The sequence below is a fragment of the Chthoniobacterales bacterium genome (assembly GCA_039930045.1).
Classification (GTDB): domain Bacteria; phylum Verrucomicrobiota; class Verrucomicrobiia; order Chthoniobacterales; family DASVRZ01; genus DASVRZ01.
On sequence record JBDSQB010000016.1, the window covers coordinates 312810 to 339435 of the forward strand.

Here is a 26626-nt window from a genome sequence, read left to right on the forward strand (position 1 = left end):
AGGAACTTGAGTGGGAAAACTCTGTGGAGCACATGCGCTACGCAGACGAAAACTGTCGTGAACTCGCCGCTATTCCATGCGCTGACAATTACTGGAAATGTTGTGAGCGAGGTTTGCTCCGCTCGATTCACGTTATCACGTGTCACTCGGCCGCTTGAACGGCGGTGAGGGCGATGGTGTAGATGATGTCGTCAACTAGCGCGCCGCGTGAGAGATCGTTAACTGGGCGTCGCAGGCCCTGAAGCATGGGGCCGATCGAGATGACGTTAGCGCTTCGTTGCACCGCTTTGTAGGTGGTGTTCCCGGTATTCAGATCGGGAAAAACGAACACCGTCGCACGTCCGGCGACCAGACTGTCCGGTGCTTTTTGTTTGGCGACGTCGAGCGTGGCTGCGGCGTCGTATTGGAGGGGACCGTCGATGAGTAACTCGGGTCTCAATCCTTGAGCGATGAGAGTTGCCTCGCGCACTTTTTCCACATCCACTCCCGAGCCACTTTCGCCGGTGGAATAGGAAATCATGGCCACGCGTGGAAGTATGCCAAAGCGAGCGGCTGAGTCCGCACTCTGAATGGCTATTTCTGCCATCGTTGCAGCGTCTGGATCTTGTATCACCGCGCAATCTCCATAGACCAGAACCTGGTCTGGCAGACACATGAAAAAGACCGACGACACCGACTTGATACCCGGCTTGGTTTTGATGAGTTGAAGCGCAGGCCGGATAGTATTCGCGGAGGAGTGAACCGCACCCGAGACCAAGCCGTCCACCTCGCCGAGTGCTAACATCACCGTGCCGAGCACGACATTGTCTTCGAGTTGATCGGCCGCGGACTGGCGCGGAAGATTCTTGTGCTTTCGCATTTCAACCAAGGCATCGACGTAGTTGACGCGGACCGCGTCGGCGTCAATAATTTCGACTCCGGGGGGAAGCTGCACATCCTGCGCAGCGGCGACACGTCGAATCTCGCCGGGATCTCCCAGCAGGACGCAACGGGCGAATCCGCGTTCTGTGCAGGTGGCCGCCGCACGAATGGTGCGAGGCTCCGAGCCTTCGGGAAGGATGATTCGTTTGTTAGCCACACGGGCGCGTTCGGTGAGTTGGAAGCAGAAAGCGGCTGGCGAAAGACGCGTTTCAAGATCGCGCTTGCACCGTTCCTCGATCCACTTGGCGTCGATGTATTCGGACACAAATTCCATGGCTTCATTGATGCGCTGTGAATCATCCGCAGGCACCTCGGTGCTCATGGCGTTAAGGCGGGAGGCGGTGTCGTAGGAATTCGTCTGCACGCGCAGTACTGGCAGACCGCTGACAATTCCGGGATAGCAAAGTTTGTAAATTCTCTCGTCCAGCACGGTATCACCGGTGAGGACGAGACCGGCAATCGGGATTTTATTGAGCGCGGCCATGCATGTCGCCAGCAGGATATCGTCACGATCCGCCGGCGCCACGAGGATGTTTCCAGGCCGAAAAACGTGCATCATGTTAGGCACCGTTCGTGCCAGCAGATGGATCGCTTTCACACGCCGGGAATCGATTTCGCCAGCGGATAGAATTTCCGCGTCCAGATGGCGGGCAATGTCGATCGTGCGACAATAAGTGAGCGCCTCGTTTTCCGGAACAAAGCCGACCAGCGGAGGCATGGTTTCGGACAAGGCTTCATAAGTTTTTCGTGCAGTGCGCAAGGCCTCCGCCGGATTTATTTCGCCTACACGAACGCGGTTTAAAATGCAGCCTGCAATTCGGCTTCGGTCGCCGCTCGCGAAACGTCGCGCGGCCAGATCGATTTGATCGCGAAGCTGCTGGGTCAGGCCGTTGGCGGCATTCCCCACAAGAATGACTTCCGCGCTCAACGTCCGAATTAATTCCGCGTTGAGCTTGCCAATGTAGGAATCGTCCGCGACCGGCACCAAACCTTCCATCACCATGATGTCGACATCCTGAGAGGACTCGTGGAATTCCCGCATGACGATCCCCATCAACTCATCGATTCGACCTTCGCCGACCATCTTTTCGGCGCGGTCCAGACTGATCGGCGTCGCGGGCCGAAGGCTCGTTGTCGCGCGGATAAAATGGGTTGAGCGATCGGGCCCCTCCTCACCGAGCATGATCTGGCCAATGGGTTTGCAAAATCCGACACGCAACCCGCGTTTATCCAGCGCCCTCACGAGTCCTAGCGAAACTGCGGTGATGCCGGCTTTGCTGGAGATCGGAACGAGGAAAAAAGTGTGTTTCATGAGGGATCAAGTGGTTTGAGAAATTCTGCAGTGCAGGCGGCAATGGCGCGTTCCTCGCTGGTCGGAATCACGAGACAGGTGAGGCCCGAATCCGCCGAAGTAATCCTGCCATTGGTGTTTGCCCCGTGAACTGCGTTTAGCGCCGGATCGAGCTTCGGGCGCAGGAGAGCCAGGAAATCCAGTGTCCGCTCGCGAACTCGTGAGGTGTTTTCTCCAATGCCGCCTGTGAAAACCAGCGCATCGACCCGATCCAGTCCGGCCGCCATCGCGAGGACACCTTTGGCGAGACGATAACAAAAAAGATCAATCGCGAGAGTGGCGCGCTGGTAGCCTTCCCCGGCGGCCTGGATGATGGCGCGCATGTCGTTACTCACTCCGGAAACGCCCAGTAGCCCGCTCCGTCGATTGAGCATTTCATTAACCTCTTCAGCCGACATGCCGGCGACGCGCTGGAGATAGGATTGGATGTTAGGATCCACGTCTCCGCTGCGCGTTCCCATCATCAACCCCTCCAGCGGCGTCAGGCCCATCGTCGTATCGACGCTCTTTCCGTCGCGAATGGCGCAGGCACTGCATCCGTTTCCCAAATGCGCCGTAATCAGATGCAACTCCGACAGCGGTCTGCCCAGGCTTTCCGCCGCTTTTCCCGCCACATATTGGTGACTGGTTCCGTGTGCTCCATAACGCCGAACCGCATACTTTTTGTAAATTTCGTAAGGCAACGCATAGGACCACGCGTGCTCAGGCATGGTTTGATGAAATGCCGTGTCGAACACCGCGACGTGAGGCACGTTGGGAAAAATCTTCCGCGCAATCCGAATCCCGATCGCGTGGGCGGGGTTGTGCAGCGGTGCCAGATCGCGACAGAGCTCGATCTTCGCCAGCACGTCCGAGTTGATGAGGGTGGCTTTGTTAAAATATTCGCCGCCGTGAACCACACGATGCCCGACTGCATCGACATGCAGTGGTTTTCCGAAAGCTTCTTCCAAGACATGGACCGCTTCCGTGAGAGCTTGTTCATGGTCCGCTCCGGCAAAGTCTCTAGTCGTTTCCAAGCCACTGATCTTCCAGCGCCCTGTAGCATCGGGACCGCCGAGACGTTCAAAGACTCCCTCCGCGCGAAATTCGCCACCAACGAGCAATGCGAATTTCAGCGACGAGCTGCCACAGTTAACAACGAGAATGTGGGGGAGGGGATTCATGGAGTTTGGCGGATCGGCAAGTTAGGAGGCGTCCGATGGCACGCATTTGGCGCATGAACCGTTGTTGATTTGCTGAAAAAAATCGTTGCCTTTGTCATCAACGAGAATGAACGCCGGAAAGTCTTCGACTTCAATTTTCCAGATCGCTTCCATTCCGAGTTCGGGATATTCGAGGACCTCGACTTTCTTGATATTATTCTGGGCGAGGATGGCCGCCGGACCGCCGATGCTTCCGAGATAGAAGCCTCCGTAACGCTGACAGGCGTCTGTGACCTGCTGGCTGCGGTTTCCTTTGGCTAGCATAACCATCGAGCCGCCGTGGCTCTGAAAAAGATCGACATAGCTGTCCATCCGTCCTGCCGTGGTGGGTCCGAACGAGCCGCTGGGCATCCCCTTGGGCGTTTTGGCGGGACCCGCGTAATACACGGGATGCGACTTGAAATAATCCGGCAGGCCCGCGCCGGAATCAACGCGCTCTTTCAACTTGGCGTGCGCAATGTCGCGGCCAACGATGATCGTGCCGTTCAGCGAGAGTCGCGTGGCGACGGGATATTTGGTTAGTTCGGCGCGAATTTCAGCCATCGGGCGGTTCAGGTCGATTTTGACAACAGTGCCTTCCGTGGCGTTTTTCCGGTAACTTTCTGGAATGAAACGCTCCGGGTGATTTTCGAGTTTCTCGATCCAGACACCGTCGCGATTGATTTTCGCCTTAATGTTGCGATCCGCCGAACAGGAGACGCCCATCCCGACCGGACACGACGCGCCGTGCCGCGGCAGACGGACCACGCGCACATCGAGTGCAAAATATTTCCCGCCAAATTGCGCCCCAATCCCGAGATCCTGCGCAGCCTTGAGTAAACGTGCTTCGAGGTCACGATCACGAAATGCCTGGCCGGTCGCGTTGCCTTTGTCAGGGAGCGCGTCGAGATATTTTACCGATGCCAGCTTCACGGTTTTCAGGCACGCCTCGGCGCTGGTCCCGCCGATGACGAACGCGATATGATAAGGTGGACACGCTGCGGTCCCGAGGCTTTTCATTTTTTCCACGAGTGTCTTTTCGAGAGTCTTGGGATTGAGGAGTGCCTTGGTTTCCTGAAAGAGGTAGGTTTTGTTCGCCGAGCCGCCGCCTTTGGCGATGAAAAGAAATTTATACTCGTCGCCATCAGTCGCGTAGAGGTCGATCTGCGCGGGCAGATTATTTCCTGAGTTTTGCTCCTCATACATATCGAGGGCCACCGTTTGCGAATAGCGCAGATTTTCCCGCGTGTAGGTTTCGCAAATACCTCGTGATAGTGCTTCCTCGTCGCCACCGCCGGTCCAGACTTGCTCGCCTTTTTTTCCGACCACGGTTGCCGTGCCGGTATCCTGACAAAATGGGAGCACGCCTTTCGCGGCGACCTCCGCATTGCGCAGCAGGGTGAGCGCGACGTAGCGGTCGTTTCCGCTGGCCTCTGGGTCATCGAGAATCGCTGCCACCTGGGCGGATGCGCCGGGCGCAGCATGTAGGAGCAATCGTGAAACGCCGCACCGGCCAGCTTGGTTAGGGTTTCCGGCGCGACCTGCAGGATGGTTTTGCCTTGGAATTCCGCCGTCGAAACGCCGTCCGGGCTCAGTTGGTAGTATTCGGTCCCGTCTTTCCCGAGCGGGAAAGGTTCCTGATAGGTAAAGCTCGACATAAATTTTTATACTCCCGGAAATGCCGCGAGAAGATCCCGGATCACCTCATCGTTCATCGGGCTGATTGGACCGACTGCGCGGCTTTGAATGATCGCCGTTGCGGTGGCTTCGAGCACTTCGAGGCGGTCGAAGGCGTCGAGGACAGTCCGCCCGGCAATGAGCACTCCATTATGCCGCAGGAGAGCGACAGGATTAGCCGGTGTGACGATTTTTGCCACTTCCCTGCAATCGCCAAACAGATGTTCAAACGGAATGGTCTGCACGTCCTTCAGGAATAAATAACTCTCCGGGATGGTGCGCGTATCGAGAGGGAAATCACTAACACAAAACGAGCTCGCATGAACCGGCATGGCGTTGGTGATTGCATGGATTTCCGGATGCGCCTCGTAAATGGCTGAGTGCAGCATGACGGCACGGCTGGGCATGCGGTGCTCGGGGCGTTGGCCATCACGAATAATAACCATGTCTTCAAGTTTCAGCTCGCGCCGGTCCACAAACGCCGGGGTAATCATAAACGCGTCCTCGTCGATTCGCGCGGAAAAGGTTCCTTCAGTACTAGTCATTAATCCATGCGCGTAGGCGCGGTGGACGAAATCGCAAATTTCTTTGCGCAGCTCCTTGCCCCGACTGGTCGGTGTGCGCGGCTGGCAGACCGGCAAAAGATTACGCGGCTTTTTCGATAGCTCAATCTGCTCATCGGTCAGCGAATGGACGCTCCCCAACTGGTTGGCATAGATGTTGGTTTGCGCGGTGAATTCCAATGTTTCAAATCGCTTGAAGGCATCGGCCAGATCGGTCCCGCCGATCACGACTCCGTGATTTTCGAGTACGACACAATTCGGTTTTGACGCTGCCGCAAATTCAGCCGCTATCGTTTTACCGAGCTCCTGACTACCCGGTACCTCATAACGCGCAAAGGCCACTTTTCCACACACATGCCATGGCTCGGGAAAAAGTCGTGTCTCCGGCACCTGGCTGCAAATGCTGAAGCTAACGAGGGCGCTCGGATGCGCGTGGATGATCGCGCGAATATCCGGACGTGCCTGATAAATGCTAAGGTGGAACGGATTTTCGGATGATGCCGGATGCAGTCCGTCGCGTTTCCCGTCGGGATGAATGCAAACAATATCCTGCCGTCGCAGGCTGCCTTTGTCGACCCTGGCCGGTGTGATCCAGACGTCGTCATTTTCATCACGCACAGAAACATTGCCGCCGGATGTGGTGGTCATGTTGCGTCCGTAAACGCGCTCCATGACGGCAACAATTTGATCGCGTGGATGAAGGAGATGGAATGTCATTATAAGTTTATTGGATTAAAAATCAGGGGCGCCATCCTTGCAGGACACGCAGATAATTGGCGCGCTCAAAGGCGGCGGGATCGGGGCAATGCCGCAGGCTCATCGAACCGCGGAGCTGATCGAGAGACTCATATTCGTGCTCCTCCAGCCAGCTGGTCATTTCGTCAAGGACACCACCGAGCCAATCCGGGCCACGCTTCAGCAACGCAGAAACCATCTGCACCGCATCCGCGCCGGTCATAATGGCTTTGATCGCATCTTTGGCCAGGTGGACGCCGCCGGTCACAGCGTAGGAAGTTTTCACGCTTGCACTCAAAATCGCGAGCCAGCGCAGGCGCAAAAGCAACTCGCTGGAATCGGAAAGTCGCAGTGCCGGCACGACTTCCAGGGTCTCGATATCGATGTCGGGCTGATAGAAACGATTGAATAGCACCAGTCCATTCGCTCCGCTGTTAACGAGGGTTTGAGCGATATGAGGAAGTGCGGTGAAGAATGGCGAAAGTTTCACGGCTACTGGAATCGTGACATTCGATTTCACCGCCTCGAGTATCTCCGTGGCGCGTTTCAGTACATCGCCTCCGCTTTCGGTTGGTGATGTGGAAATGAAGTAAAAATTCAGCTCGAGCGCGTCCGCGCCGGCCTCTTCCATTAAATGCGCGTAGTTCACCCAGCCTCCCAGCGTGGTGCCATTCAGCGATGCGATCACAGGCAGTTGCACAGCCTCTTTGATCCGTGCGATTTGCGCCAGGTAATGATCCGGTGTTAGTGCGAATTCCAATGGGTCCGGCATGAAACTTTGCGCTTCATTGAAGAAGTTGTTGTGCTGCTCAAAATTTTCCGTGTAGAGGCGATCCTCAGTCGTAATTTGTTCTTCAAACAACGAGTGCATCACGATTGCGGCAGCGCCGACATCTTCCAGACGACGCACTGTGTCGAGGTTATCCACCAGCGGCGACGCCCCGGGCATCAACGGGTTCTTGAGTTTCAGTCCGAGGTAGTTGGTCGAGAGATTCATGGTTTTTCCTCTGCCCCGGTTGTTAGCGTTGCCAGTTGCTCGTAGCGCTTCCACCGGCGTTTCAAGTCATGCTCAGCCTCGATCATAAGGTGTTTGAACCGCACCGGATCGCTCTTTTCCACCATGCGGAAACGCAGTTCGTTTTGGAGATAATTGATCAGCGGAATCTTGGGCGGACCGCTATCGAGCTGGAGCAGGGGCTGTCCGATTTCCTGTCGGCGGGGATCGAACCGGAATAACGGCCAGGTCCCGGAATCGACGGCGAGTTTTTGCTGATTGAGCCCCAAGTGCAGCGAGTAACCGTGCGCAATACAATGGCTATACGCAATGATCAGCGACGTGCCTGGAAAACTCTCGGCTTCCTCTATGGCTTTGACCATCTGGGAATCCTTCGCGCCGAAGGCAACGCGGGCGACATAGATCGAGCCGTAAGTCATCGCGATGCGACCGAGATCTTTTTTAGGCCGCGCTTTTCCTCCCATGGCAAATTTCGCGCTGGCTCCGAGCGGAGTTGCCTTGGATTGCTGGCCTCCGGTGTTCGAGTAAACCTCGGTGTCGAGCACGAGAATGTTAACATTGTAACCGAGCGACATCACATGGTCGAGGCCGCCGAAACCGATGTCATAAGCCCATCCGTCGCCGCCGATGATCCAGACGCTTTTCGGAACGAGAAATTCCGCCAGCGTTTCCAGTCGCCTGGCTTCCGGGGTAGTAACGCCCCGTAATTTTTCCCGCACTAACAGCACGCGCTCCCGTTGTGCCGCGATGGCTGCGTCGCCCTGTTTCGGGGCGTTGAGTATTTCTGTGACGAACGCGTCGCCGAGTTGCGGAGCGAGCTGGCCCAGTAGTTCGATGGCCATCTCTGCCTGCTTATCAATTGCGAAACGCATGCCCAATCCGTATTCGGCGTTGTCTTCAAACAGCGAGTTCGACCATGCCGGCCCGCGGCCTTGAGCATTCACCGTGTAAGGTGTGGTTGGCAGATTTCCGCCGTAAATCGACGAGCAACCAGTCGCATTCGCAATAACGGCGCGGTCGCCGAACATCTGCGTGACGAGCTTGATATAAGGTGTTTCTCCGCAGCCCGCGCAGGCCCCGGAAAATTCGAACAATGGCTCGCGAAACTGGCTGCTTTTGACTTCCGGTTTAAGCTTCGTCACATCCGGCGAAGGCAGCTTGAGAAAGAAGTCCCAATTGACGCGCTCCGTCTCACGCAATGCGGGTTGTGGCTGCATGTTGATGGCTTTGCGGCGTGGATCCGCTTTGTCTTTCGCGGGACAAACCTGCACGCAAAGGGTGCAACCCGTGCAATCCTCCGGCGCGACCTGAAGCGTATATTTCAAGCCCGGGAATTCCGCCGAACGGAAATCAACGGCCTTGAAAGTTTCGGGAGCGTTCGCCAGTGCCTCGGGTGCGTAAAATTTCGGGCGAATCGTGGCGTGTGGGCAAACCAGAGCACACTTGTTGCACTGGATGCAGAGGTCGGTTTCCCAGACCGGAATTCGGTCTGCGATGTTCCGCTTTTCCCAACGAGCGGTTCCGGTCGGCCAGGTGCCGTCCACAGGAAAGGCGCTCACGGGCAGAAGATCGCCTTTGCCGGAAAGGATCGTTGCAGTGACTCTCTGCACGAACTCAGGCGCGCCCTCATACTGCGCCGATAACCCGCCTTGCCAGCCTGACAAGCCGGTCATAGTAGAACCTTCGATGGAGGCATCTTCAGCGATCCATTCAGGAATGGAAACTTCGTGTAATCCTGCGAGCGCTTGGTCCACGGCAGCGAAATTCTGTTGAACAATCGACGCTCCTTTTTTGCCGTAGGTCTTCTCGATCGCGTGTTTGATCTGAGCAATCGCTTCGTCCCGTGGCAGCACTCCGGAAAGAGCGAAAAAGCAGGTTTGCATGATCGTGTTGATCCGCCCGTTCATGCCGGCTTCGCGGGCTACGGTGGAAGCATCGATCACGTAGAATCGCAGCCGCTTAAGTCGAATAACCTTCTGCGCTTCCAGCGGCAAACGGCTCCACACTCGGTCGCTGGAAAATGGGGTGTTCAGCAGAAAGGTCGCCCCGGGAATGGCGGAATCCAAGATATCCAACTGTTCGAGGAAATGGAAATGGTGGCAGGCAACAAAGCTCGCCCGCTTGATCAGGTAATGCGACGCAATCGGTCGAGGGCCGAAGCGCAAATGCGAGATTGTAATCGCGCCCGATTTCTTCGAATCGTAAACAAAATAACCTTGTGCAAAATTCGGCGTCTCTTCGCCAATGATTTTGATCGAGTTCTTGTTCGCGCCAACCGTGCCGTCGGAACCGAGTCCGTAGAAAACGGCCCGAACCACGTCGTCAGGTTCGATGTCAAAGGCGGGGTCCCATTCCAGGGATCGGCCGCCCACGTCATCATTGATTCCGATTGTGAAATGGGTCCGCGGACGCTTCTTTGCAAGCTCGTCGAAAACTGCCTTGGCCATAGCGGGATCAAACTCTTTGGAAGATAGTCCGTAGCGTCCCGCAACCACAATGGGCTCGACTTCGAAATAGTCTGCATAGCCGTTCATGCGTGCTTGCGCGAGACCTGCAACGACATCGAGATAGAGTGGATCGCCCACTGCGCCAGGCTCTTTGGTGCGGTCGAGCACGGCGATACGGCGGACGGTTTTTGGCAGAGCGTTGATAAAGTCCGGGACGGAGAATGGCCGGTAAAGCCGGACCTTCAGGACTCCGACGCGGCCGCCTTTTTCGTTGAGCGCGCCCGCCGTTTCCTCGGCTGTTTCCGCGCCGGAACCGATTGCCACAATGACGCGCGTGGCTTCTGGATGACCGGCATAATCGAAGAGCTGATATTGTCGTCCCGTTAGCTCCGCAAACCGATCCATCAATTCCTGCACCATGCCCGGCACCGCGTCGTAAAATCCATTGCAGGCTTCGCGTGCTTGGAAATAGACATCGGGATTCTGTGCCGTGCCGCGAATCGCTGGTTTGTCCGGCAAAAGTGCCCGTTCCCGAAATGCGCGGATACAGTTTTCATCGACCATCGCCCGCAGAGTTTCGTCATCGAGCAATTCGATTTTTGCGATCTCATGCGAAGTGCGAAAACCGTCGAAAAAATGCATGAACGGCACGCGGGTCCGCAGCGTGGCGCAGTGGGAGATAGCAGCAAGATCCTGCGCTTCCTGGACGGAATTGGATGCCAGCATGGCCACGCCCGTCTGCCGACAGGCCATGACATCGGATTGATCGCCGAAGATCGAAAGCGCATGCGTCGCGATGGCACGCGCAGTCACGTGAAAACAAAATGGCAGCAGCTCGCCCGCGATTTTGTAGAGATTCGGAATCATCAGGAGCAACCCCTGGGAGCAGGTAAAAGTCGTGGTCAATGCGCCCGTTTGCAGCATCCCGTGGACAGCCCCCGCGACGCCTGCTTCGGATTGCATCTCGACCAGGCGCGGGATGGTTCCCCATAAATTTGTGCGCTTTTTAACCGACCAATCATCACAAGACTCCGCCATTGCTGACGACGGGGTGATCGGATAAATTGCAATCGTTTCGCTAAACCGATAAGCGACTGAAGCTACCACTTCGTTCGCATCCAAGGTGGCCTTCTTTGTCATGAAATCAGTTAAAGGGCGGCAGGCACTTTGCGCTCACCGTATTTTGTCCGATTCCGGTCATTTTCTGATGAGCAAGCGACAATGCTTATTGAACAAGCGAAGAGTGGCTCATTCGAGCGACAGGGCTTATGTATGACTTTCAATGGCCACACTTGCAGCTTTCGGTGAAATTCTTCTGCGTCTCAACCCTCCCGGCTACCAACGTATTTCGCAAGCTGGGTCGTTCGAGTTCAGTGTGGCTGGAGCCGAAGCCAACGTGGCGGTGGCCTGCGCAAGTCTCGGGCATCAGACTTACTTTCTCTCAGTGGTGCCGGAAAATGAGGTCGCGAGCACTGCGTTGCGACACCTCAATTTCTGGCACGTGAATACGGATCGGGTGATTCTGGCGGGCCGCCGTCTCGGGCTTTACTATCTTGAAAATGGCTTCGCCGCCCGACCTTCCAACGTGATCTACGACCGGGAAAACTCGGCCATCTCAGAAGCCGATCCGACGATCTATGATTGGTCAAAATTGCTCGCCGGTTGCGATTGGTTTCACACTTCCGGCATCACTGCCGCGCTATCGGAAGTGGCCACCAGGGCAACCGCTGCGGGCCTGCGTCACGCCCACGAAGCAGGGCTGCGGACAAGTTTTGACATGAACTACCGCCGGAAACTATGGTCCCCGCAGCACGCCCGCGCCGCCATTGAATCCATGCTGCCAACGATCGATCTTTTGGTTTCCAGTCCTGATCAGCTCTCCGATATTTTCGGTCTGGGTTCGGTTGGTGGTGAAGAAGCGGAATCGGCTGAACAGCTTGCCGCCGAAGCTGTCAGAAGACTCCCGATCCGCTCGCTGGCAATGACCCTTCGTAAAACGGAAAATGAGCGGCACTATCGCGCGGCGGTCTGGGCGGACGCGGAAAAGACCGTCCGAACCCCGTGGCTGCGTTGCGACATTCTGGAGCGGATTGGGGGAGGTGATGCTTTTTCCGGCGGACTTATTTCCGCGCTGATGGAAGGGCAAAGCGGCGAGGAGGCTGCCATATTCGGTGTCGCAGCAGCATGCCTCAAGCACACCATTCCGGGCGACTTTATCAAAATGACGCGCGAAGAAATCAACGCCATTGCCCGCCAGGAAAAATCCAGAGGCGTGGCGCGATGAACGAGTCGGAAGCTCCACTCATCCAACGTCCCAGTTTGGATGCAGTCCGCGATGATTTTCCTGCGCTTCATCAGCAGATCCACGGTTTCCCGTTGGTCTATCTGGACAATGCGGCGACCACGCAAAAGCCCCGGCAGGTGATGGAAACCCTTGCGCGTTTTTACTCCGAGGATAACAGCAACGTCCATCGAGGCCTGCACGAACTGAGCAATCGTGCGACCGCAGCCTTCGACCAAGCGCGGGTCACGGTGGCGCGGTTTTTGAATGCCCCGCACCCCGAAAACATCGTCTTCACTCACGGAACGACCGAGGCCATCAATCTGGTCGCCAACGCCTGGGGCGGTAAATTCGTGAAAGCAGGTGACACAATTCTGCTCACGGAAATGGAGCATCACAGCAACATCGTGCCGTGGCAACTGCTCGCAGAACGCGTCGGTGCAAAAGTCGCTTACGTGCCGGTGACGGGCGATGATGGTCTGCTCGATTTGGATGTGGCGGAAAAGATGCTCGCACAAGGTCCGAAGATTTTTGGTTTTACCCATATTTCCAATACACTGGGAACGATCAACCCCGTGCGCGAACTCTGTGCCCTGGCCCGAAAGCAGGGCGTCGTCACGCTGGTGGATGCAGCGCAAAGTGCAGGCCACATGCCGGTAGATGTGCAGGAACTGGACTGTGATTTCCTCGCGTTATCCGGACACAAAACATGCGGACCGACGGGCACGGGCATCCTTTATGGCAAAGCGGAACTGCTCGAATCCATGCCGCCATGGCATGGCGGTGGCGAAATGATCAACAGCGTTTCGTATGAGAAAGCGTCCTTCAAGGCGCCACCTGCCCGGTTTGAGGCGGGCACTCCTAACATCGCGGGTGTGATTGGTCTCGCCGCTGCGCTCGACTACCTCGAAAATGTTGGCCGCGCGGAGATTTTTGCTCACGATCAAGGTCTCGCTCAAGATGCCTTCCAACGACTCCAGAGCATCCCGGGTATCCGTCTTCTCGGGCCTGCAACCGGTCGGGCGGGATTGGTCACCTTTGCCTTGAAAGAAGCGCATGCGCACGATGTGGTCATGCTCGCCGATCAACGCGGTGTGGCATTGCGGGGAGGTCATCATTGCAACCAGCCATTGATGCGCAAACTGGGGCTGGCCTCTTCCGTTCGGGCGAGTTTTTATTTTTATAACACTGCGGATGAAGTGGATCGACTGATTGAAGTCATTCGCGAAGTACACCAATTTTTCAGCCGATGAACTTCGACGAAATTTACCAGGACATCATTCTTGATCATTGCCGCGCACCGCGAAATTTCGGCCCGATGGACGATGCGGACATTACCACCGAAGGAGAAAATCCGACCTGTGGCGACGAGATCAAACTCCAACTCAAAGTGCGTGCCGATGAAATCGAAGACGCGCGTTTCACGGGTCAGGGCTGCGCGATCTGCATGGCCTCAGCTTCTCTTATGACGCGGACCGTTAAAAAACATTCCACGACCTTTGCGCAAAAGGTATTCGAGCAATTTCACGGGGCCATTGGCGGCCAAACGGAGAACCTCGACGCCCTCGGTGATCTCGCCGCACTTGCTGGAGTGCAACAATTTCCGCAACGCGTCAAATGCGCCATGCTCCCATGGGAAACACTTCGGGTGGCCCTCACCCAACACGCCTCGATCGCTGTGGATCACAGCCTGAATCACGACTTCAGCAACCGCGGAAAATAGTCAAGGTTAAGATAGTATCATCTTGGGGTGAATGAGTAGCCATCCAACCTGCGCAACTGGTGTCTCGCAGCATTGGGCTATTCCTCGCCAAGTGGCCTCTGGGAAATGTGAGAAGCTTTTGCATTACAGCCTTATGACTTGGCTCCTGAGGTAGGATTTGAACCTACGACCAATCGATTAACAGTCGATCGCTCTACCACTGAGCTACTCAGGAATTTCCGCAACTGGCGGGTTGTATAATTGGACCATGGCGTTGGTTCCAGCAAGAAGTTTTTCTAGAGAAATAACGGGTGGATTTTCTCAAAAATAGCCTTGGGCAGAACGGATTGCCCAGTCTCGATTTCGCCCAGCACCGGGACCGGTGTGCCATGGAGAAGATCCTCTAAAACGCTCTGGTTTGTCAGGCAAGTGGGGTCGTCTGGGCAAATAGGAGCTAGGTTATTGAGAATAATTCCCGCACAGGTCAGCCCGGCAGATTGAATGGCATGAAGGGTGAGCAGGGTATGGTTTAGGACTCCGAGCCGGTTCGCTGCTATGAGGAGCACCGGCAGGCCAAGCTCCCGAGCCAGATCTCCTGTGTTGTAGTCGCGATGAATGGGTACCTGCCACCCGCCGACGCCTTCGACGATGACCGCTGGAAAACGCCCGCGTAACGCCTCCCAGTCCATCCGAATCTGACCCAAGTCTATGGGTCGTTCTTCGATGATGCTGGAGGTGTAGGGCGACGCCGGAAACCGCATCCAGACCGGGTTGCAGGCATTGATCGTGAGGGCGTCATCGGACGCTTTTGCGAGTTGAACCGCATCATCGCGGTCTCCGCAGCAGATCGGTTTGAAGCCAACGGCAGACACACCCGTTGCCCGGAGCTGACGGATCAATAGACACGAAAAATGCGTTTTCCCCACTCCAGTGTCGGTGCCGGTGATAAAGATCATGCCCTGATTTAGATGGAACCCAGCCCAGAAAACAAGGCTGGACGGGCCGGCGTTGACACCGTCCGCCTCAGAGTTTAACCTTTTCCTCCGATATGAAGCGGCAAATCCTCCATTTTCTGACTTCGGCAAGCGTCTTGCTGGCGCTCCCGTTGTCAGGGCTTGCTCAACGCGACAGCGGTGGTCTCGACTTCACTTCGAGACTCCGAGAAAAAGTTTTAAGCAAGGTGGATGCTCTCCAGCCAGTGGTTTTCAAGGCCACCACTCTCGGCAAATATGCATGGAAACCGGACATCGTGACGACGGTGTTTTGGATCGGGGAAAGTCCGGGTGGCAACAACCCTGTGCCCAATCATGCCAGCAGTTGGGACAAGGAATGGGGCCGCAACTACGGTGGCTATGACAATCCGAATCCGGCTTACCGACGAGGCTTTGTTCCGGCTAACTTCGTGCCGCGACAGAATCCTTTTTACATTGCGCTGCCTTACAACGATGTCATGCGAGGAGGCACGAAACCCGAGGCGCCTAGAGTCATTCCATGGTTTCGGTCTGCTTTTGAACGTCCCGGGAAAACGGTCTGCAAGGGCCGCTGGATTGCCATACGCAAGGGGGCGCGGGTCTGCTACGCGCAATGGGAGGATTGCGGTCCCTTTCGCACCGATCACTGGGAATATGTCTTTGGCAATGAGCGTCCGCGGCGCAATTTGAACCAAGGTGCCGGCTTGGACGTCTCCCCAGCCGTGCGGGACTATTTGGGAATGGCCGGCACGGATGTGACCGATTGGAAATTTGTGGATTTCGATGAGGTGCCGCAAGGTCCGTGGTCGCTCTATGGCGACAATAATACCTTTGTGCAGAATCGCCGAAAACGGGCCGATGTGATTGTGCGCAACACCATTGCCGATGGTGTTGAGGACTATTCGGTCAAAGAATAACCGTTGGCTGCATTCGACGCAGTCCATTCACGATAAATCAGCGGCGAGATTTCCGAAGGTTTAATCTCGCTTCGGCCTCCCCAGAAGACGTTGGTGTAGCTGACTGGGATTCCGATCTTCGCGAGATGCGCGTCGATGGCCGCTTTGTGTTCCAGCAGACGCGGTTTCTCCGTGCCGTGGGCTACGGCCATGATGTTCACATTGCGGAACTCCGGCCCGCCTTCGCGCCAGTAGCAATGGGTCAAAATATCGTGTCTGCCTATTTCTGATCCGGCTTCGATTTCCCGACCAGCGGGGATCGCCCAATGGAAAAGTCCATTGAAACGCGTCACGCGCACGCCGGTTTGGGAAGGCTTCACGTGCTCAAGAAAAGTGGAAAAGCGCCCGATGACTTTTCTCTGATTCAAGGCTTCCGCCGTCTCGCAAAAATCCTCCAGAGAAACCCCGGCTTCCTCAGCGCGGGCCAGCCACGGATTGGCGGTGATTTCGTCGGGAGCAAACTCGCGTTTCAGGCTGAGAAGGATTTTCCATTCGTGGTCCGTTAGCTGGACGACTCCGGTTTTAATCATCAAGGCAGGAGTTACAGCCTTGTCTCCAGGTTCGATGGTTTTGCGACGAACATGACCCACACCCAAGGCAAAAATTCCCTTGGCTGGCATCAGTCGGTAAGTCTCTGCACCGGTCAATTCGCAGAGCAACTGGCAATGCGCGTCCAAGCTGAATCCAGCGGGGACTTTGACCGTGGTCCAGAGTTTGTATTCCGACCCGGCGGTAATGGAGTCGGTCGAGCGGATGACGACGTGACCCGAAAACGGATCGGTCTTCGACATAAAATCAAAGGCGGAGTCCAGTTTGTCTGCGTCGATTTTCCAAGCGACCAAGGCACCTTCCGCCAGATTCGTGGCGATCAAGGTTTGGCGAACCCGGCGCACGGTTTTTGCCTCCAACATGGCCCGAATCCGCTCAAGGACGGTGCTCAGCGGCAGTCCGCATTGCTCCGAGATTTGGGTAAATGGCTCGCGGACGAATCCTGGGATTTTATCCTCGGAGACAGCCAGAATTTGAGCGTTGATCGGGTCGTTGTGCTCGGTCGGAATCATATCTTACTCCGCCGCGCTTTCCTCGACGACCGCATCGTCCTCCTCGGTGGCGACAACCGGCGCGATGCCCTGGAGGCGCTCGCCTTCGCGCATGTCGATGAGAATCACGCCCTGCGCGTTGCGTCCCGTGGTGCGGATGCCGGCGACTTTGGTGCGAACCATTTTGCCTTTGTTGGTGATGAGCATGATTTCGTCATTTTCGCGAACGGTGAGAGCGCCGACGACGCCTCCGGTTTTCGCGTTGGTCTTCATCGTGATAACGCCTTTTCCACCTCGCGATTGGAGTCGGTAAACCGGGCCATTTTCGTCGTCGAATGGAGTGCGCTTACCGAGTCCATTTTCGCCAGCGACGAGAAGGGTGGAGTTCGGATCAACCAATGCGACGCCCACGATATAATCTTTTTTATCAGGACGAATGCCCCAAACGCCGACGGTGTCGCGGCCTTGATCGCGCATCTCTTCCTCGCTGAAACGAATACTCATGCCTTCGTGGGTAATGAGAACAATTTCTTTGAAACCATCAGTGAGTTTGCACTCGATGAGCTGGTCGCCTTCTTCGATTTTGATAGCGATGATGCCGCCTTTGCGGATGTTTTTGAAGTCGGAGAGATTTGATTTTTTAACGATGCCGCTCCGCGTGGCGAAGACAATGTGCAGCTTGTCGGTCCAAGTTTCCTCGTCCGTTTTCTGACCTTGGATTCGGATCGTAGTGGCGATTTTTTCGTTGGGCCGAAGCTCCAGAAAATTCGCGATGCTGCGCCCGCGACTGGCCCGGCTCATTTCGGGAATTTCAAAAACGCGTTCGACGTAGCAGCGTCCGTCCTGGGTAACGAAAAGCAGGAAATCGTGAGTCGTTGCTGTAAATAAACTCTCCACAAAATCGCTGTCTTCATCCTCGTGTTGCGATTCGCGCGCGACCATTCCGATGACGCCTTTACCTCCACGACGTTGCGCTCGGTAAGAACTGACGGCGGTTCGTTTGATGAAGCCGTTGTGGGTGATGGTGATGATAGTCCCCTCGTCGGCGATGAGATCCTCGATGCTAATCTCGCCCTCGGCGGCGACGATTTGCGTTCGGCGTTCGTTGCCGTATTTGCGCTGAATTTCGCGGACTTCCTCCTTGATCATGGTGAGGACGCGCATCTCGTTGGCGAGGATGTCGAGGAGGTTTTTGATGACGGCGACGAGGTCGTCGTATTCCTTCTTGATCGCATCGCGCTCGAGGCCGGTGAGTTGATAGAGTCGCAGGTCGAGAATGTGCCCGACTTGCTTGTCGCTCAGTCGATAAAAACCATCGGCGACGCGTTGCTCGTTGCGAATGAGAACGCCCAATCCTTCCACCACTGCGCGGCTCCAGGAGAGTGCGGCGAGACGATTTTTTGCGTCATCGCGGTCATTTGAGTCGCGAATGATTCGGATGAAATCATCGAGATTATCGAGAGCGATAAGCAGGCCTTCCAGCTTCTCCGCGTCGGCCTCGGCTTGGGCTAGCAAATATTTCGTGCGGCGAATAATCACCTCGCGTCGATGCTCGATGTAACAACTGATCGCGTCTTTCAGTGACAGCAGACGCGGCTTGCCACGGTCGATCGCGAGCATGTTTACACTGAAGGAGGACTCCAGCGGCGTGTGCTTGTAGAGATTGTTGACAATCACCTTCGGATTGCCGTCGCGCTTCAAGTCGATCACGACTCGCGTGTCCTCCGAACTCTCATCACGAACATCGCTGATACCGGTGAGAACTTTCTCGTTTACGAGATCGGCGATTTTCTTCACGAGTTCCGCACGATTCACGTTGAATGGAATCTCGGAAATGATGATCTGTTCGCGGCCACCCTTGATTTCTGTGGTGCCGATGCGGCCGCGAACTCGCACCGAACCGCGGCCAGTTTCAAAATACTGTTTGAGACCTGCATAGCCTTGAATGATGCAACCCGTCGGGAAATCCGGTCCTTTTACAAACTCCATCAAGCCCTCGATCGTGATGTCTGGATCGTCAATTTGGGCGCAAATGCCATTGATGACTTCGCTCAAATTATGCGGCGGCATGTTGGTCGCCATGCCGACGGCAATGCCTGTGCCGCCATTAACCAGCAAATTCGGAAACGCCGCCGGAAACACTGTAGGCTCGGTGCGAGTTTCATCGTAATTGGGAACGAAATCCACCGTGTCCTTGTCCATGTCCTGCATCAGGGCCGCGCCCAAATGTTGCAGTCGCGCTTCGGTATAACGCATCGACGCAGGTGGATCGCCTTCGACCGAGCCGAAGTTGCCCTGGCCATCGATCAGCATCTCGCGCATCGCCCAAGGCTGGGCCATGTGGACGAGCGTAGGGTAAATCGCCTGATCGCCGTGCGGATGGTAGTTGCCCATGGTTTCGCCGACGATTTTCGCGCACTTCAGATGCTTACGATTTGGCTGCACGCCGAGATCGTTCATCGCATAAAGAATGCGACGTTGGGAAGGTTTCAGACCGTCGCGTGCATCGGGCAGCGCACGGGAAATAATGACCGACATCGAGTAATCGAGAAACGATTTAGACATTTCCTCGGCGACGTTGACCTTTTCGACTTTTTCGTTGGAGTTATACATGTATGTAAATTATTCGGGGAACACTGGGATGTGCAGCAGTTTGGCCGCATCCCTCATGCGTTTATCAGTGGCGCAAAGTGGAAAATCCTGACTCGAATCACACGCCGCCACGTGAATGGAATCCAGTGTGCGCAGAGGCACTGAGGGATGACATCGATCCAGAGTATGTCGGGCTTTTTTCAAGGTCAGGCTGTCCATAGAATGGATTTCGAGGCGCTCGTCCGCGATCCAGGAGGAAAATTCCTTCCAAGCCTGTTCGCGTTCCAATTCGGTAATGGATTGGGTCCGCTCCTTGGCCAGAAGAGCGGCCAGAACTTCCGTGACAGCCAGCTCGCTCGTGGAGATGGAATTGCCGGGAATCGCCTGTCTGAAGACGTGACTATCCGGCTCATCGACGAGCAGTTTAATGATGATGGCCGTATCCAAATACACGATTTACCATCCTCGGCTGTCGCGATCTTCCCGCACGAGCTCGTCTGCCGTCGAGCCGCCGCGCCATGGAACTGGCTGGAAACCAGCGGAGAAGGCAAATGGCTTCGACTTGCGACCTGCTTCTGCAGAAACCAGCCGAGCCTTGGGTTTACCATTGCTGGTGATGACGACCTCGCGTCCTTGCTCCACCAGATCGAGCAGGCTGGAAAGCTGCGCTTTGGCCGTGCGAACGGAAACCATCTGCTCGCTGCCGAGAAGGCTGATGTCGTTCACGGCTGCGGATTCAAACGGCAAACCGTCGGTTAATCTGCTGGATAAAGTCGGCTTCATTCCATTATTGTAGTCACGCGTAGTCACGTTGCAACTATTTTCCTTTAAACATCCAGACGGGCGTTCAGTGCATTGTCCTCGATGAATTGCTTACGCGGCTCAACGACGTCACCCATTAAAACGGTGAACATGCTGTCGGCTTCGATGGCGTTGTCCTCGTTGAGATCGACTTTGAGCAGGCGACGTTTTTCGGGATTCATTGTGGTCTCGAAAAGTTGTTTTGGATTCATTTCGCCGAGACCTTTGAAGCGCTGGATGGAAAGTCCTTTCTTTCCGATCTCCAGAATCTTGCTGAGGATTTCGGGAATCGAAAACAGCCGATGAATCGTCGCCTTCTCTCCTTCACCCTCGGTCATCTCGAAAATGGGCTGATCACTGTTTGCATAATGATCGATCTTGAGTCCTTTGCGGGCGAGTTCGTCGATGATCTTCTGCACCGTGGCCGACTCGTGCAACTCCACCAAACGCGCACGCCGGCGCAGCATCGAATCCTGTTTTTTAGCCGCTGGTTTTTCAGGCAGCGGTTCCAAAGTCAATTCCGCGGAAGGTTGCTCCTCGAAGATGTTTAAGTCGCGATTCTCCTCGTGGAAGGCGCGCAATTCCTTCTCGGTTGGGAAGAACGTCGTCCATTCCGTGTTGCCCTCGCGCACTTTCACCAAATAGCCTGGAAGCAGGCCGGTCTTTGGATCACGCTCGTTTAGATAAGCCTCAAACTCGCCTCCGTGCCGCCGAATCGCATCGTTAAATTTGGCAAGGCGCTCGAGCAGTTCGAGCACGTCTTTCAATTGCGTCGCGCTGAAAATTTTCCCATCGCTGAGATGCTTCAATTTCACTTCGTCCGCGCCGAGTGAGATCAAAATCTTATTCAATTGCGCGTCGTCATCGACGTATTCCTCGCGCTTCTTGCGCTTGATCAAATAAAGCGGCGGACAGGCGATGTAGATTTTTCCCTGCTTCACCAGTTCCGTCATTTGCCGGTAGAAAAAAGTCAGAAGCAACGTGCGAATGTGCGACCCATCTACGTCGGCATCGGTCATGATGATAATCCGTCCGTAGCGCAGTTTTTCGATGTTGAACGAACCTTCCTGATCGCCGCTGCCAATGCCGGTTCCGATCGCCGTTATCAGCGTTTGGACCTCAGTGTTTTGCAGCACCTTATCGAGGCGCGCTTTTTCCACGTTAATGATCTTCCCCTTGATCGGCAGAATCGCCTGGAAACGCCGGTCGCGTCCTTGTTTGGCCGAGCCGCCCGCGGAGTCACCTTCGACCACGTAGAGTTCGGTCAAAGCTGGATCGCGTTCAGAACAATCTGCCAATTTCCCTGGAAGTCCGCCACCGGTCAGCGCGCCTTTGCGGACGGTTTCGCGCGCTTTGCGGGCCGCTTCACGGGCACGAGCCGCCATCAGACATTTCTCGATGATGCGTTTTCCGACATTCGGATTCTGGTCGAAATGGAGCATCAATCCCTCGTAACTCACTGAGCCCACGATGCTTTCGACTTCCGGCGTAATCAGTTTCACCTTCGTCTGGCTCTCAAACCGCGGGTCGGGATGCTTCACACTCACGATCGCCGCGAGTCCTTCGAGCACATCGTTGCCCGTGATCGCCGGTTCCTTGTCTTTAATCAGATTGTTGTTCTTCGCGTATTGATTGATCGCCCGGGTCAGCGACCCGCGAAAACCGCTGCTGTGTGTGCCGCCGTCTGGATTCGGCACCGCGTTTGTGTAACACAAAAGCTGCTCATTATACGTGTCGGTGTAGTGCAGCCCGATCTCCACGATCACCTTCTCGCGCGTTCCCTTGATCATGATCGGCTTCGGATGCACCACCGATTTGTTCTCCACCAACCGGCCGACAAACTCCTCGATCCCTCGCGGATGCATCACCTGCACCGAATGCGGACTTTCCACGCGCTCGTCCAGAAAGGTGAAACTGAGCGGCGCATTGATGTAAGCCAGGTCGTTTAGACGGGTAATAATCCGCTCCGCCTTGAACTCCAAAGTCTCCTGAAAAATCTCCGAGTCCGGCATGAACGTAATCAAAGTGCCGGTCGTTTTCTTCGTGTTCGTCTCCGCCACCACGTGGAGCTGCGTCTTCGTCACGCCGCGCTCAAACGACATCGCATGCACCTTGCCCTCGCGAGTCACCTCCACCTTAAACCACTCCGAAACCGCGTTCACGCACTTCGCTCCGACACCGTGGGTGCCGCCGGAATACTCGTAGTTTCCCTGGCCATATTTGCCGCCGGAATGCAATCGAGTCAGAACCAATTCCACGCCCGGAATGCCTTCCTCCTTGTTGATGTCCACCGGAATGCCGCGTCCGTTGTCCCGGATCGAAATGGAGCCGTCGCTGTGAATCGTCACGTCGATATGCGTGCAATAGCCCGCCAGAAATTCATCCACCGAGTTGTCCAGCACCTCGCTCACGCAATGATGCAGCGCACGTTCATCGGTGCCGCCGATATACATGCCGGGCTTTTTGCGGACAGCCTCCAACCCCTTGAGAGAACTCAAGTCATCGGCGTTGTATTCGGATTTTTTGGAGGCGGTCTCGGAGTTGAGGCCGGTGAGAGGGAGGGAGTCGAGAGATGGGCTGTCAGCCATAGAAAACGTTTGGATTTACTGAGCGGGAAGTTAGCGGGTTTCCACCCAAATAACAACGCTTTTCTTCCGGCTAAACCCACCCGACACCACGAGATAGTGTGGTCGCGCCCGAGCCAGACCACAATTGGTGCTTTCCCGGTCCGAAAAACTCCGTGATCGACAACTTCCTCCCGCCAGAGGATTTTTGTCGCCTTGAAACGCGGGCTTCTTCTCCTCCTCAGCTTGGTGTTGATCGTCGCCGCGCGGCTCTGGAACCACGACCAGATTTTCGTCGGTCAGGAAACGTATTTCGTCGATGCCGACTGCTACTCGCGCATGACCCGCGTCGCGGCCGTCGTCGCGCATCCAGGCACGATTTTGCGGTATCACGACTTTGAAAACTGGCCCGCCGGCACCACGCCGCACACCACCGCGCCACTGGATTACTGCATCGCCGCCGTCGCCTGGATCACGGGTCGCATCGACCTGGCAGGCGCGATCACGCCCATTTTAATGGCACTCGCCTCGGGCCTCATCCTGTGGAAATGGGCCCGCCGCTTTCGCTTCGTCACCCAGGTTGCCGTGCTTCTCACCTTCGCCGTCAGCCCGATCCTCGTCCACGGCACCGTGCTCGGGCGCCCGGATCACCAGGCATTGCTCATCCTGCTCCTCATCGCCGCCTTCGCCACCGAATGGGAAATGCCGCAGTCACAGTCGAGTTTCATTCCGATCTGCAACGGACTTGCCTGGGGCCTCGCCCTTTGGACTTCGCTCTTTGAACCTTCCATTCTGCTAGGAGCCGCGGTTTTGCTGGGCATGGCGGCGAATGGAAAAAAATGGTTCAACCGCCAGCGCGCGATCTCCGCCATCACGATGGGACTCGCCCTGCTCGTCGCGCTCCTCATCGAACACTGGCATCTCGGCCCGCTCCCGACTGGGCCCCTCTTTGCACGCTGGTCGAAGTCGATTGGCGAACTCGCTCCACTCGGCTGGTTCTCGAAAACGTATTTGAGCTGGTTCGGACTCGCCCTGCTGGCGCTGCCGTTTGCGCTTTTTCGGAGTCGAGTTGCATTCCAATGGGGCGGGTTGCTTGTGCTCACGTTCATCCTTTGCACGACCGCCGCGCGCTGGGGGTATTTCCTGGGCATCGCCGTGATTTTCACCCTGCCATTCCTCTTAGAAAAATGGCGCGCGCCGTGGGTTGCCGTCCTCTTTTTTCTCGGTTTCTGGCCGGTCGCAGCGGAATGGGACTCGCGTCTCTGGCCGTCGCAGCCGGAGCAGGAACGCCTTGCTGAACAGGCCGAGGACTACCGCGAACTCCGCCAGATTTGCCAGTCCATCGACGGCGGCGGCGTCATCGCGCCGTGGTGGTTGTCGCCGCCCATCGCGTATTGGAGTGGGGCGAAATGTGTGGCCGGTAGTTCGCATCAGAGCCTGCCGGGGAACGAGGATGTCGCGAATTTCTATCTGAGTCGATTCCCGGAAAAAGCCCGCGATATCGCTCTGCGTCGGCAAGTCCGCTGGGTCGTCGCGTATGAGCCGGAGCGCGTTCTTTCCACCGCTTCCGGTTTGGTGGACATCCCGGCGGCGAACGACGCCCTCGGCGCCACCATCTATAATAGCCCGCGTCGCGCCCCGGCCTTTCTGCAACTGGAAAAGGAAACCCAGTTCTTCCGATTGTATCGGGTCGTCGATCCATAATCCCCGGGAGCGCACGCGTCTCGCGTGTTCCAGCGGACGTCTCGTCCGGTGGTGGAAACGGCCCTTTCGCGAGACGCAAAAGGGAACACGCGAGACGCGTGCGCTCCCGGGGAAGCCAGCTCCCGCTACACCTTGCGCCCGAATTTTTTCTCCAAGTCCCCGTAGTCGAATTGGATCAAAGTCGGACGGCCGTGGGGGCAGCAATAGGGGAGGTCGCAGGCCAGCAAATCCTGAATGAGATGCACCTGTTCCTCGCGATGCAGCACGTCGTTCGCCTTCACGGCGTGACGGCAGACCGTCTTGGCGATCACGTCTTCGCCGAGGCGCAGACTGCTCGTTTGCGTCGTGGCGGAACGCAAATCGTCGATCAGACGTCGAATCAACGTCAGCGGATCGCTCGTTTTAATGAAACTCGGCAGCGCATCGACCTTGTAAGTGGTATCGACCACGCCGTCGCCAAAGGGCTCAATGCCGATCCCCATCCGGTGCAACGTCGCGAGATTTTCTGAGAGCCAGGCGTGATCGCGCGGCGCGACGCCGAGGGTCAGCGGCAGAAGGAGGCGTTGCGAGGCGACTCCCCGCGTTTCCATGCTGCGCTGGAGTTGTTCAAAGAGGATGCGCTCGTGGGCGGCGTGCTGATCGACGAGGACCAGGCCGTCGGCGGACTCGAGGAGAATGTAGAGTTTGCCCAAGACGCCGAGGATTTTGAATTGGGGCACTGGAATGCCGGTAACCAAGTTGGCACTGCCTGTTCCGGCGTCGGTTGAGGCATTCGCAAAACTCGGAATGCCATTCCCGGTGTCGGTTGAGGCATTCGTGAAACTCGGAATGTCGTTCCCGGCGTCGGTTGAGGCGTTCGTGAAACTCGGAATGTCGTTCCCGGCGTCGGTTGAGGCATTCGCGAAACTCGGAATGCCATTCCCGGTGTCAGTTGGGGCATTCGTAAAACTCGGAATGCCGTTCCCGGCGTCAGTTGGGGCATTCGTGAAACTCGGAATGCCATTCCCGGCGTCAGTTGGGGCATTCGTAAAACTCGGAATGCCCGAAATGGGCGAAAGTTGCCGCTGCCAACTGCCCCGGGTCGATTCCAATGTCACTCGAATGGCCCGTGCCAAAATCTCCCGCACCAGACCCGGATCGCGGAAACGGACCTCGCGCTTGGCCGGGTGGACGTTGACATCGACGGCGGCGGGGTCCATTTCCAGAAATAGGAACGTGATCGGGTGCTGGCCGCGCATCAATGCGGTGTGATAGCCCTCGCGCAGGCCGTGGTTGATGGAGAGGTTTTCCACGGCGCGTCCGTTCACGAAACTGATCTGCTGGCTGCGATTCGACCGCGAAATGCCCGGTTTGCCGATCAGGCCCCAAATACGGATGCCGGCGTCGTCGATCACAGGCATCTCGACCAGTTGCTCGACGAACGGACTTCCATACAAATCGCGCAACCGCTCGGTGAGCGTGGCCGAAGCTGGCACTTGGAAGACCGTCCGGTCGTCGCGCAAATAGGTAAACGCCACACCCGGATGCCCGATGGCCTGGAGGTGCAGGGCGTGTTCGATGTGGCTCGCCTCGGTGTTTTCCGTGCGCAAAAACTTGCGCCGCGCGGGCAGATTATAAAAAAGTGAGCGGACTTCGATTTGAGTCCCCGGAGCCTCGCCACTGGAGCGGACGGCCTCGATTTTACCGCCGGAAATGAGGATTTCGGTGCCTTCCTCGGCGTCGCGTGGACGGGTGCTGAGGCGAAAACGCGACACGCTGGCGATGCTCGGCAACGCTTCCCCACGAAACCCGAGCGTGGCGATGGCGGCCAAATCTGATCCGAGTCGGATCTTGCTCGTGGCGTGGCGTTCGAGGCAAAGGAGGGCGTCGTCGCGGTCCATGCCCGAGCCGTCATCGACGACCTTGATCTGCGAATTGCCGCCGCGCCGGATGAGGACTTCGATGCGTTTCGCGCCTGCGTCGAGGCTGTTTTCGACGAGTTCCTTGATGACCGACGCTGGCCGTTCCACGACTTCGCCCGCCGCCACTTGATTGGCAACGTCTTCGGGAAGGAGGCGGATGGAACCCATGCGGGAAGAATAAGAGGAAAGCTGAAAGCTGAAACCTGAAACTTGAAGGAAGACGG

Annotated in this window: 17 protein-coding genes, 1 tRNA gene and 1 pseudogene; 5 read left to right on the forward strand and 14 right to left on the reverse strand. The window is 56.4% G+C overall.

Features of this window, described 5'->3' with window-relative positions:
* Positions 1 to 142 precede the first annotated feature (142 nt).
* The 6 genes and pseudogenes from pta to nifJ all read right to left on the reverse strand — a co-directional run bounded on the left by pta (position 143) and on the right by nifJ (position 11030).
* Positions 143 to 2233 carry a phosphate acetyltransferase gene (gene pta, locus ABIT76_12915; protein ID MEO7934050.1) on the reverse strand — a complete coding sequence of 697 codons (2091 nt, stop codon included), beginning with the start codon at positions 2231 to 2233 and terminating at the stop codon, positions 143 to 145.
* A complete protein-coding gene (locus tag ABIT76_12920) occupies positions 2230 to 3435 on the reverse strand; it encodes an acetate kinase (GenBank protein ID MEO7934051.1) in 1206 nt (401 codons plus the stop codon). The genes pta and ABIT76_12920 overlap by 4 nt, the downstream gene beginning before the upstream one ends.
* Positions 3436 to 3456: 21 nt before the next feature.
* Positions 3457 to 5111 (reverse strand): annotated as a pseudogene (locus ABIT76_12925) (fumarate hydratase).
* Between the two features lie 6 nt (positions 5112 to 5117).
* On the reverse strand, positions 5118 to 6410 hold the full coding sequence (locus ABIT76_12930; protein MEO7934052.1) for a class II aldolase/adducin family protein: 1293 nt from the start codon (positions 6408 to 6410) through the stop codon (positions 5118 to 5120).
* Positions 6411 to 6432: 22 nt separating this feature from the next.
* Positions 6433 to 7425, reverse strand: coding sequence for a dihydroorotate dehydrogenase-like protein (locus ABIT76_12935; protein ID MEO7934053.1), 993 nt, complete (start codon positions 7423 to 7425; stop codon positions 6433 to 6435).
* Entirely contained in the window at positions 7422 to 11030 is a 3609-nt protein-coding gene (gene nifJ / locus ABIT76_12940; protein MEO7934054.1) for a pyruvate:ferredoxin (flavodoxin) oxidoreductase, read from the reverse strand. The genes ABIT76_12935 and nifJ overlap by 4 nt, the downstream gene beginning before the upstream one ends.
* Before the next feature lie 142 nt (positions 11031 to 11172).
* Between nifJ and ABIT76_12945 the strand changes: the two genes are divergently transcribed.
* Genes ABIT76_12945 through sufU form a run of 3 tightly spaced genes read left to right on the forward strand, consistent with a single transcriptional unit; the run spans position 11173 to position 13894 of the window.
* On the forward strand, positions 11173 to 12174 hold the full coding sequence (locus ABIT76_12945) for a sugar kinase (GenBank protein MEO7934055.1): 1002 nt from the start codon (positions 11173 to 11175) through the stop codon (positions 12172 to 12174).
* Entirely contained in the window at positions 12171 to 13424 is a 1254-nt protein-coding gene (locus ABIT76_12950; GenBank protein MEO7934056.1) for a cysteine desulfurase, read from the forward strand. Before ABIT76_12945 ends, ABIT76_12950 begins: the two co-directional genes overlap by 4 nt.
* Positions 13421 to 13894 carry a Fe-S cluster assembly sulfur transfer protein SufU gene (gene sufU / locus ABIT76_12955; protein ID MEO7934057.1) on the forward strand — a complete coding sequence of 158 codons (474 nt, stop codon included), beginning with the start codon at positions 13421 to 13423 and terminating at the stop codon, positions 13892 to 13894. The genes ABIT76_12950 and sufU overlap by 4 nt, the downstream gene beginning before the upstream one ends.
* Before the next feature lie 139 nt (positions 13895 to 14033).
* Here the strand turns inward: sufU and ABIT76_12960 are convergent.
* Together ABIT76_12960 and bioD are read right to left on the reverse strand one after the other, a co-directional pair.
* Positions 14034 to 14108 (reverse strand) — tRNA-Asn (locus ABIT76_12960).
* A 61-nt stretch (positions 14109 to 14169) separates the two neighbouring features.
* The gene (gene bioD / locus ABIT76_12965; protein MEO7934058.1) at positions 14170 to 14829 is read right to left on the reverse strand and encodes a dethiobiotin synthase; all 660 of its coding nucleotides are present in this window, start codon (positions 14827 to 14829) and stop codon (positions 14170 to 14172) included.
* A gap of 92 nt (positions 14830 to 14921) precedes the next feature.
* Here bioD and ABIT76_12970 point away from each other — a divergent pair, with 92 nt between their 5' ends.
* The gene (locus ABIT76_12970; GenBank protein ID MEO7934059.1) at positions 14922 to 15761 is read left to right on the forward strand and encodes a hypothetical protein; all 840 of its coding nucleotides are present in this window, start codon (positions 14922 to 14924) and stop codon (positions 15759 to 15761) included.
* Here ABIT76_12970 and ABIT76_12975 read toward each other — a convergent pair.
* The 5 genes from ABIT76_12975 to ABIT76_12995 are packed head-to-tail and all read right to left on the reverse strand — an operon-like array spanning position 15743 to position 22821.
* Entirely contained in the window at positions 15743 to 16861 is a 1119-nt protein-coding gene (locus tag ABIT76_12975; GenBank protein MEO7934060.1) for an Lrp/AsnC family transcriptional regulator, read from the reverse strand. The two genes, ABIT76_12970 and ABIT76_12975, sit on opposite strands and share 19 nt — an antisense overlap.
* 3 nt (positions 16862 to 16864) lie before the next feature.
* Positions 16865 to 19453, reverse strand: coding sequence for a DNA gyrase subunit A (gene gyrA, locus ABIT76_12980; GenBank protein MEO7934061.1), 2589 nt, complete (start codon positions 19451 to 19453; stop codon positions 16865 to 16867).
* 9 nt (positions 19454 to 19462) lie between these two features.
* Complete coding sequence (locus ABIT76_12985) at positions 19463 to 19879, reverse strand: type II toxin-antitoxin system VapC family toxin (GenBank protein ID MEO7934062.1); 417 nt, start codon at positions 19877 to 19879, stop codon at positions 19463 to 19465.
* Between the two features lie 9 nt (positions 19880 to 19888).
* Entirely contained in the window at positions 19889 to 20242 is a 354-nt protein-coding gene (locus ABIT76_12990) for a type II toxin-antitoxin system prevent-host-death family antitoxin (protein MEO7934063.1), read from the reverse strand.
* A 17-nt stretch (positions 20243 to 20259) separates the two neighbouring features.
* Positions 20260 to 22821: a DNA gyrase subunit B gene (locus ABIT76_12995; protein MEO7934064.1), complete on the reverse strand. Its 2562-nt coding sequence runs from the start codon at positions 22819 to 22821 to the stop codon at positions 20260 to 20262.
* Positions 22822 to 23013: 192 nt separating this feature from the next.
* Between ABIT76_12995 and ABIT76_13000 the strand changes: the two genes are divergently transcribed.
* A complete protein-coding gene (locus ABIT76_13000; GenBank protein ID MEO7934065.1) occupies positions 23014 to 24501 on the forward strand; it encodes a hypothetical protein in 1488 nt (495 codons plus the stop codon).
* Positions 24502 to 24626: 125 nt separating this feature from the next.
* On the opposite strand, the gene mutL is transcribed toward ABIT76_13000, so the two are convergent.
* On the reverse strand, positions 24627 to 26570 hold the full coding sequence (mutL, locus tag ABIT76_13005; protein ID MEO7934066.1) for a DNA mismatch repair endonuclease MutL: 1944 nt from the start codon (positions 26568 to 26570) through the stop codon (positions 24627 to 24629).
* Positions 26571 to 26626: the final 56 nt, after the last annotated feature.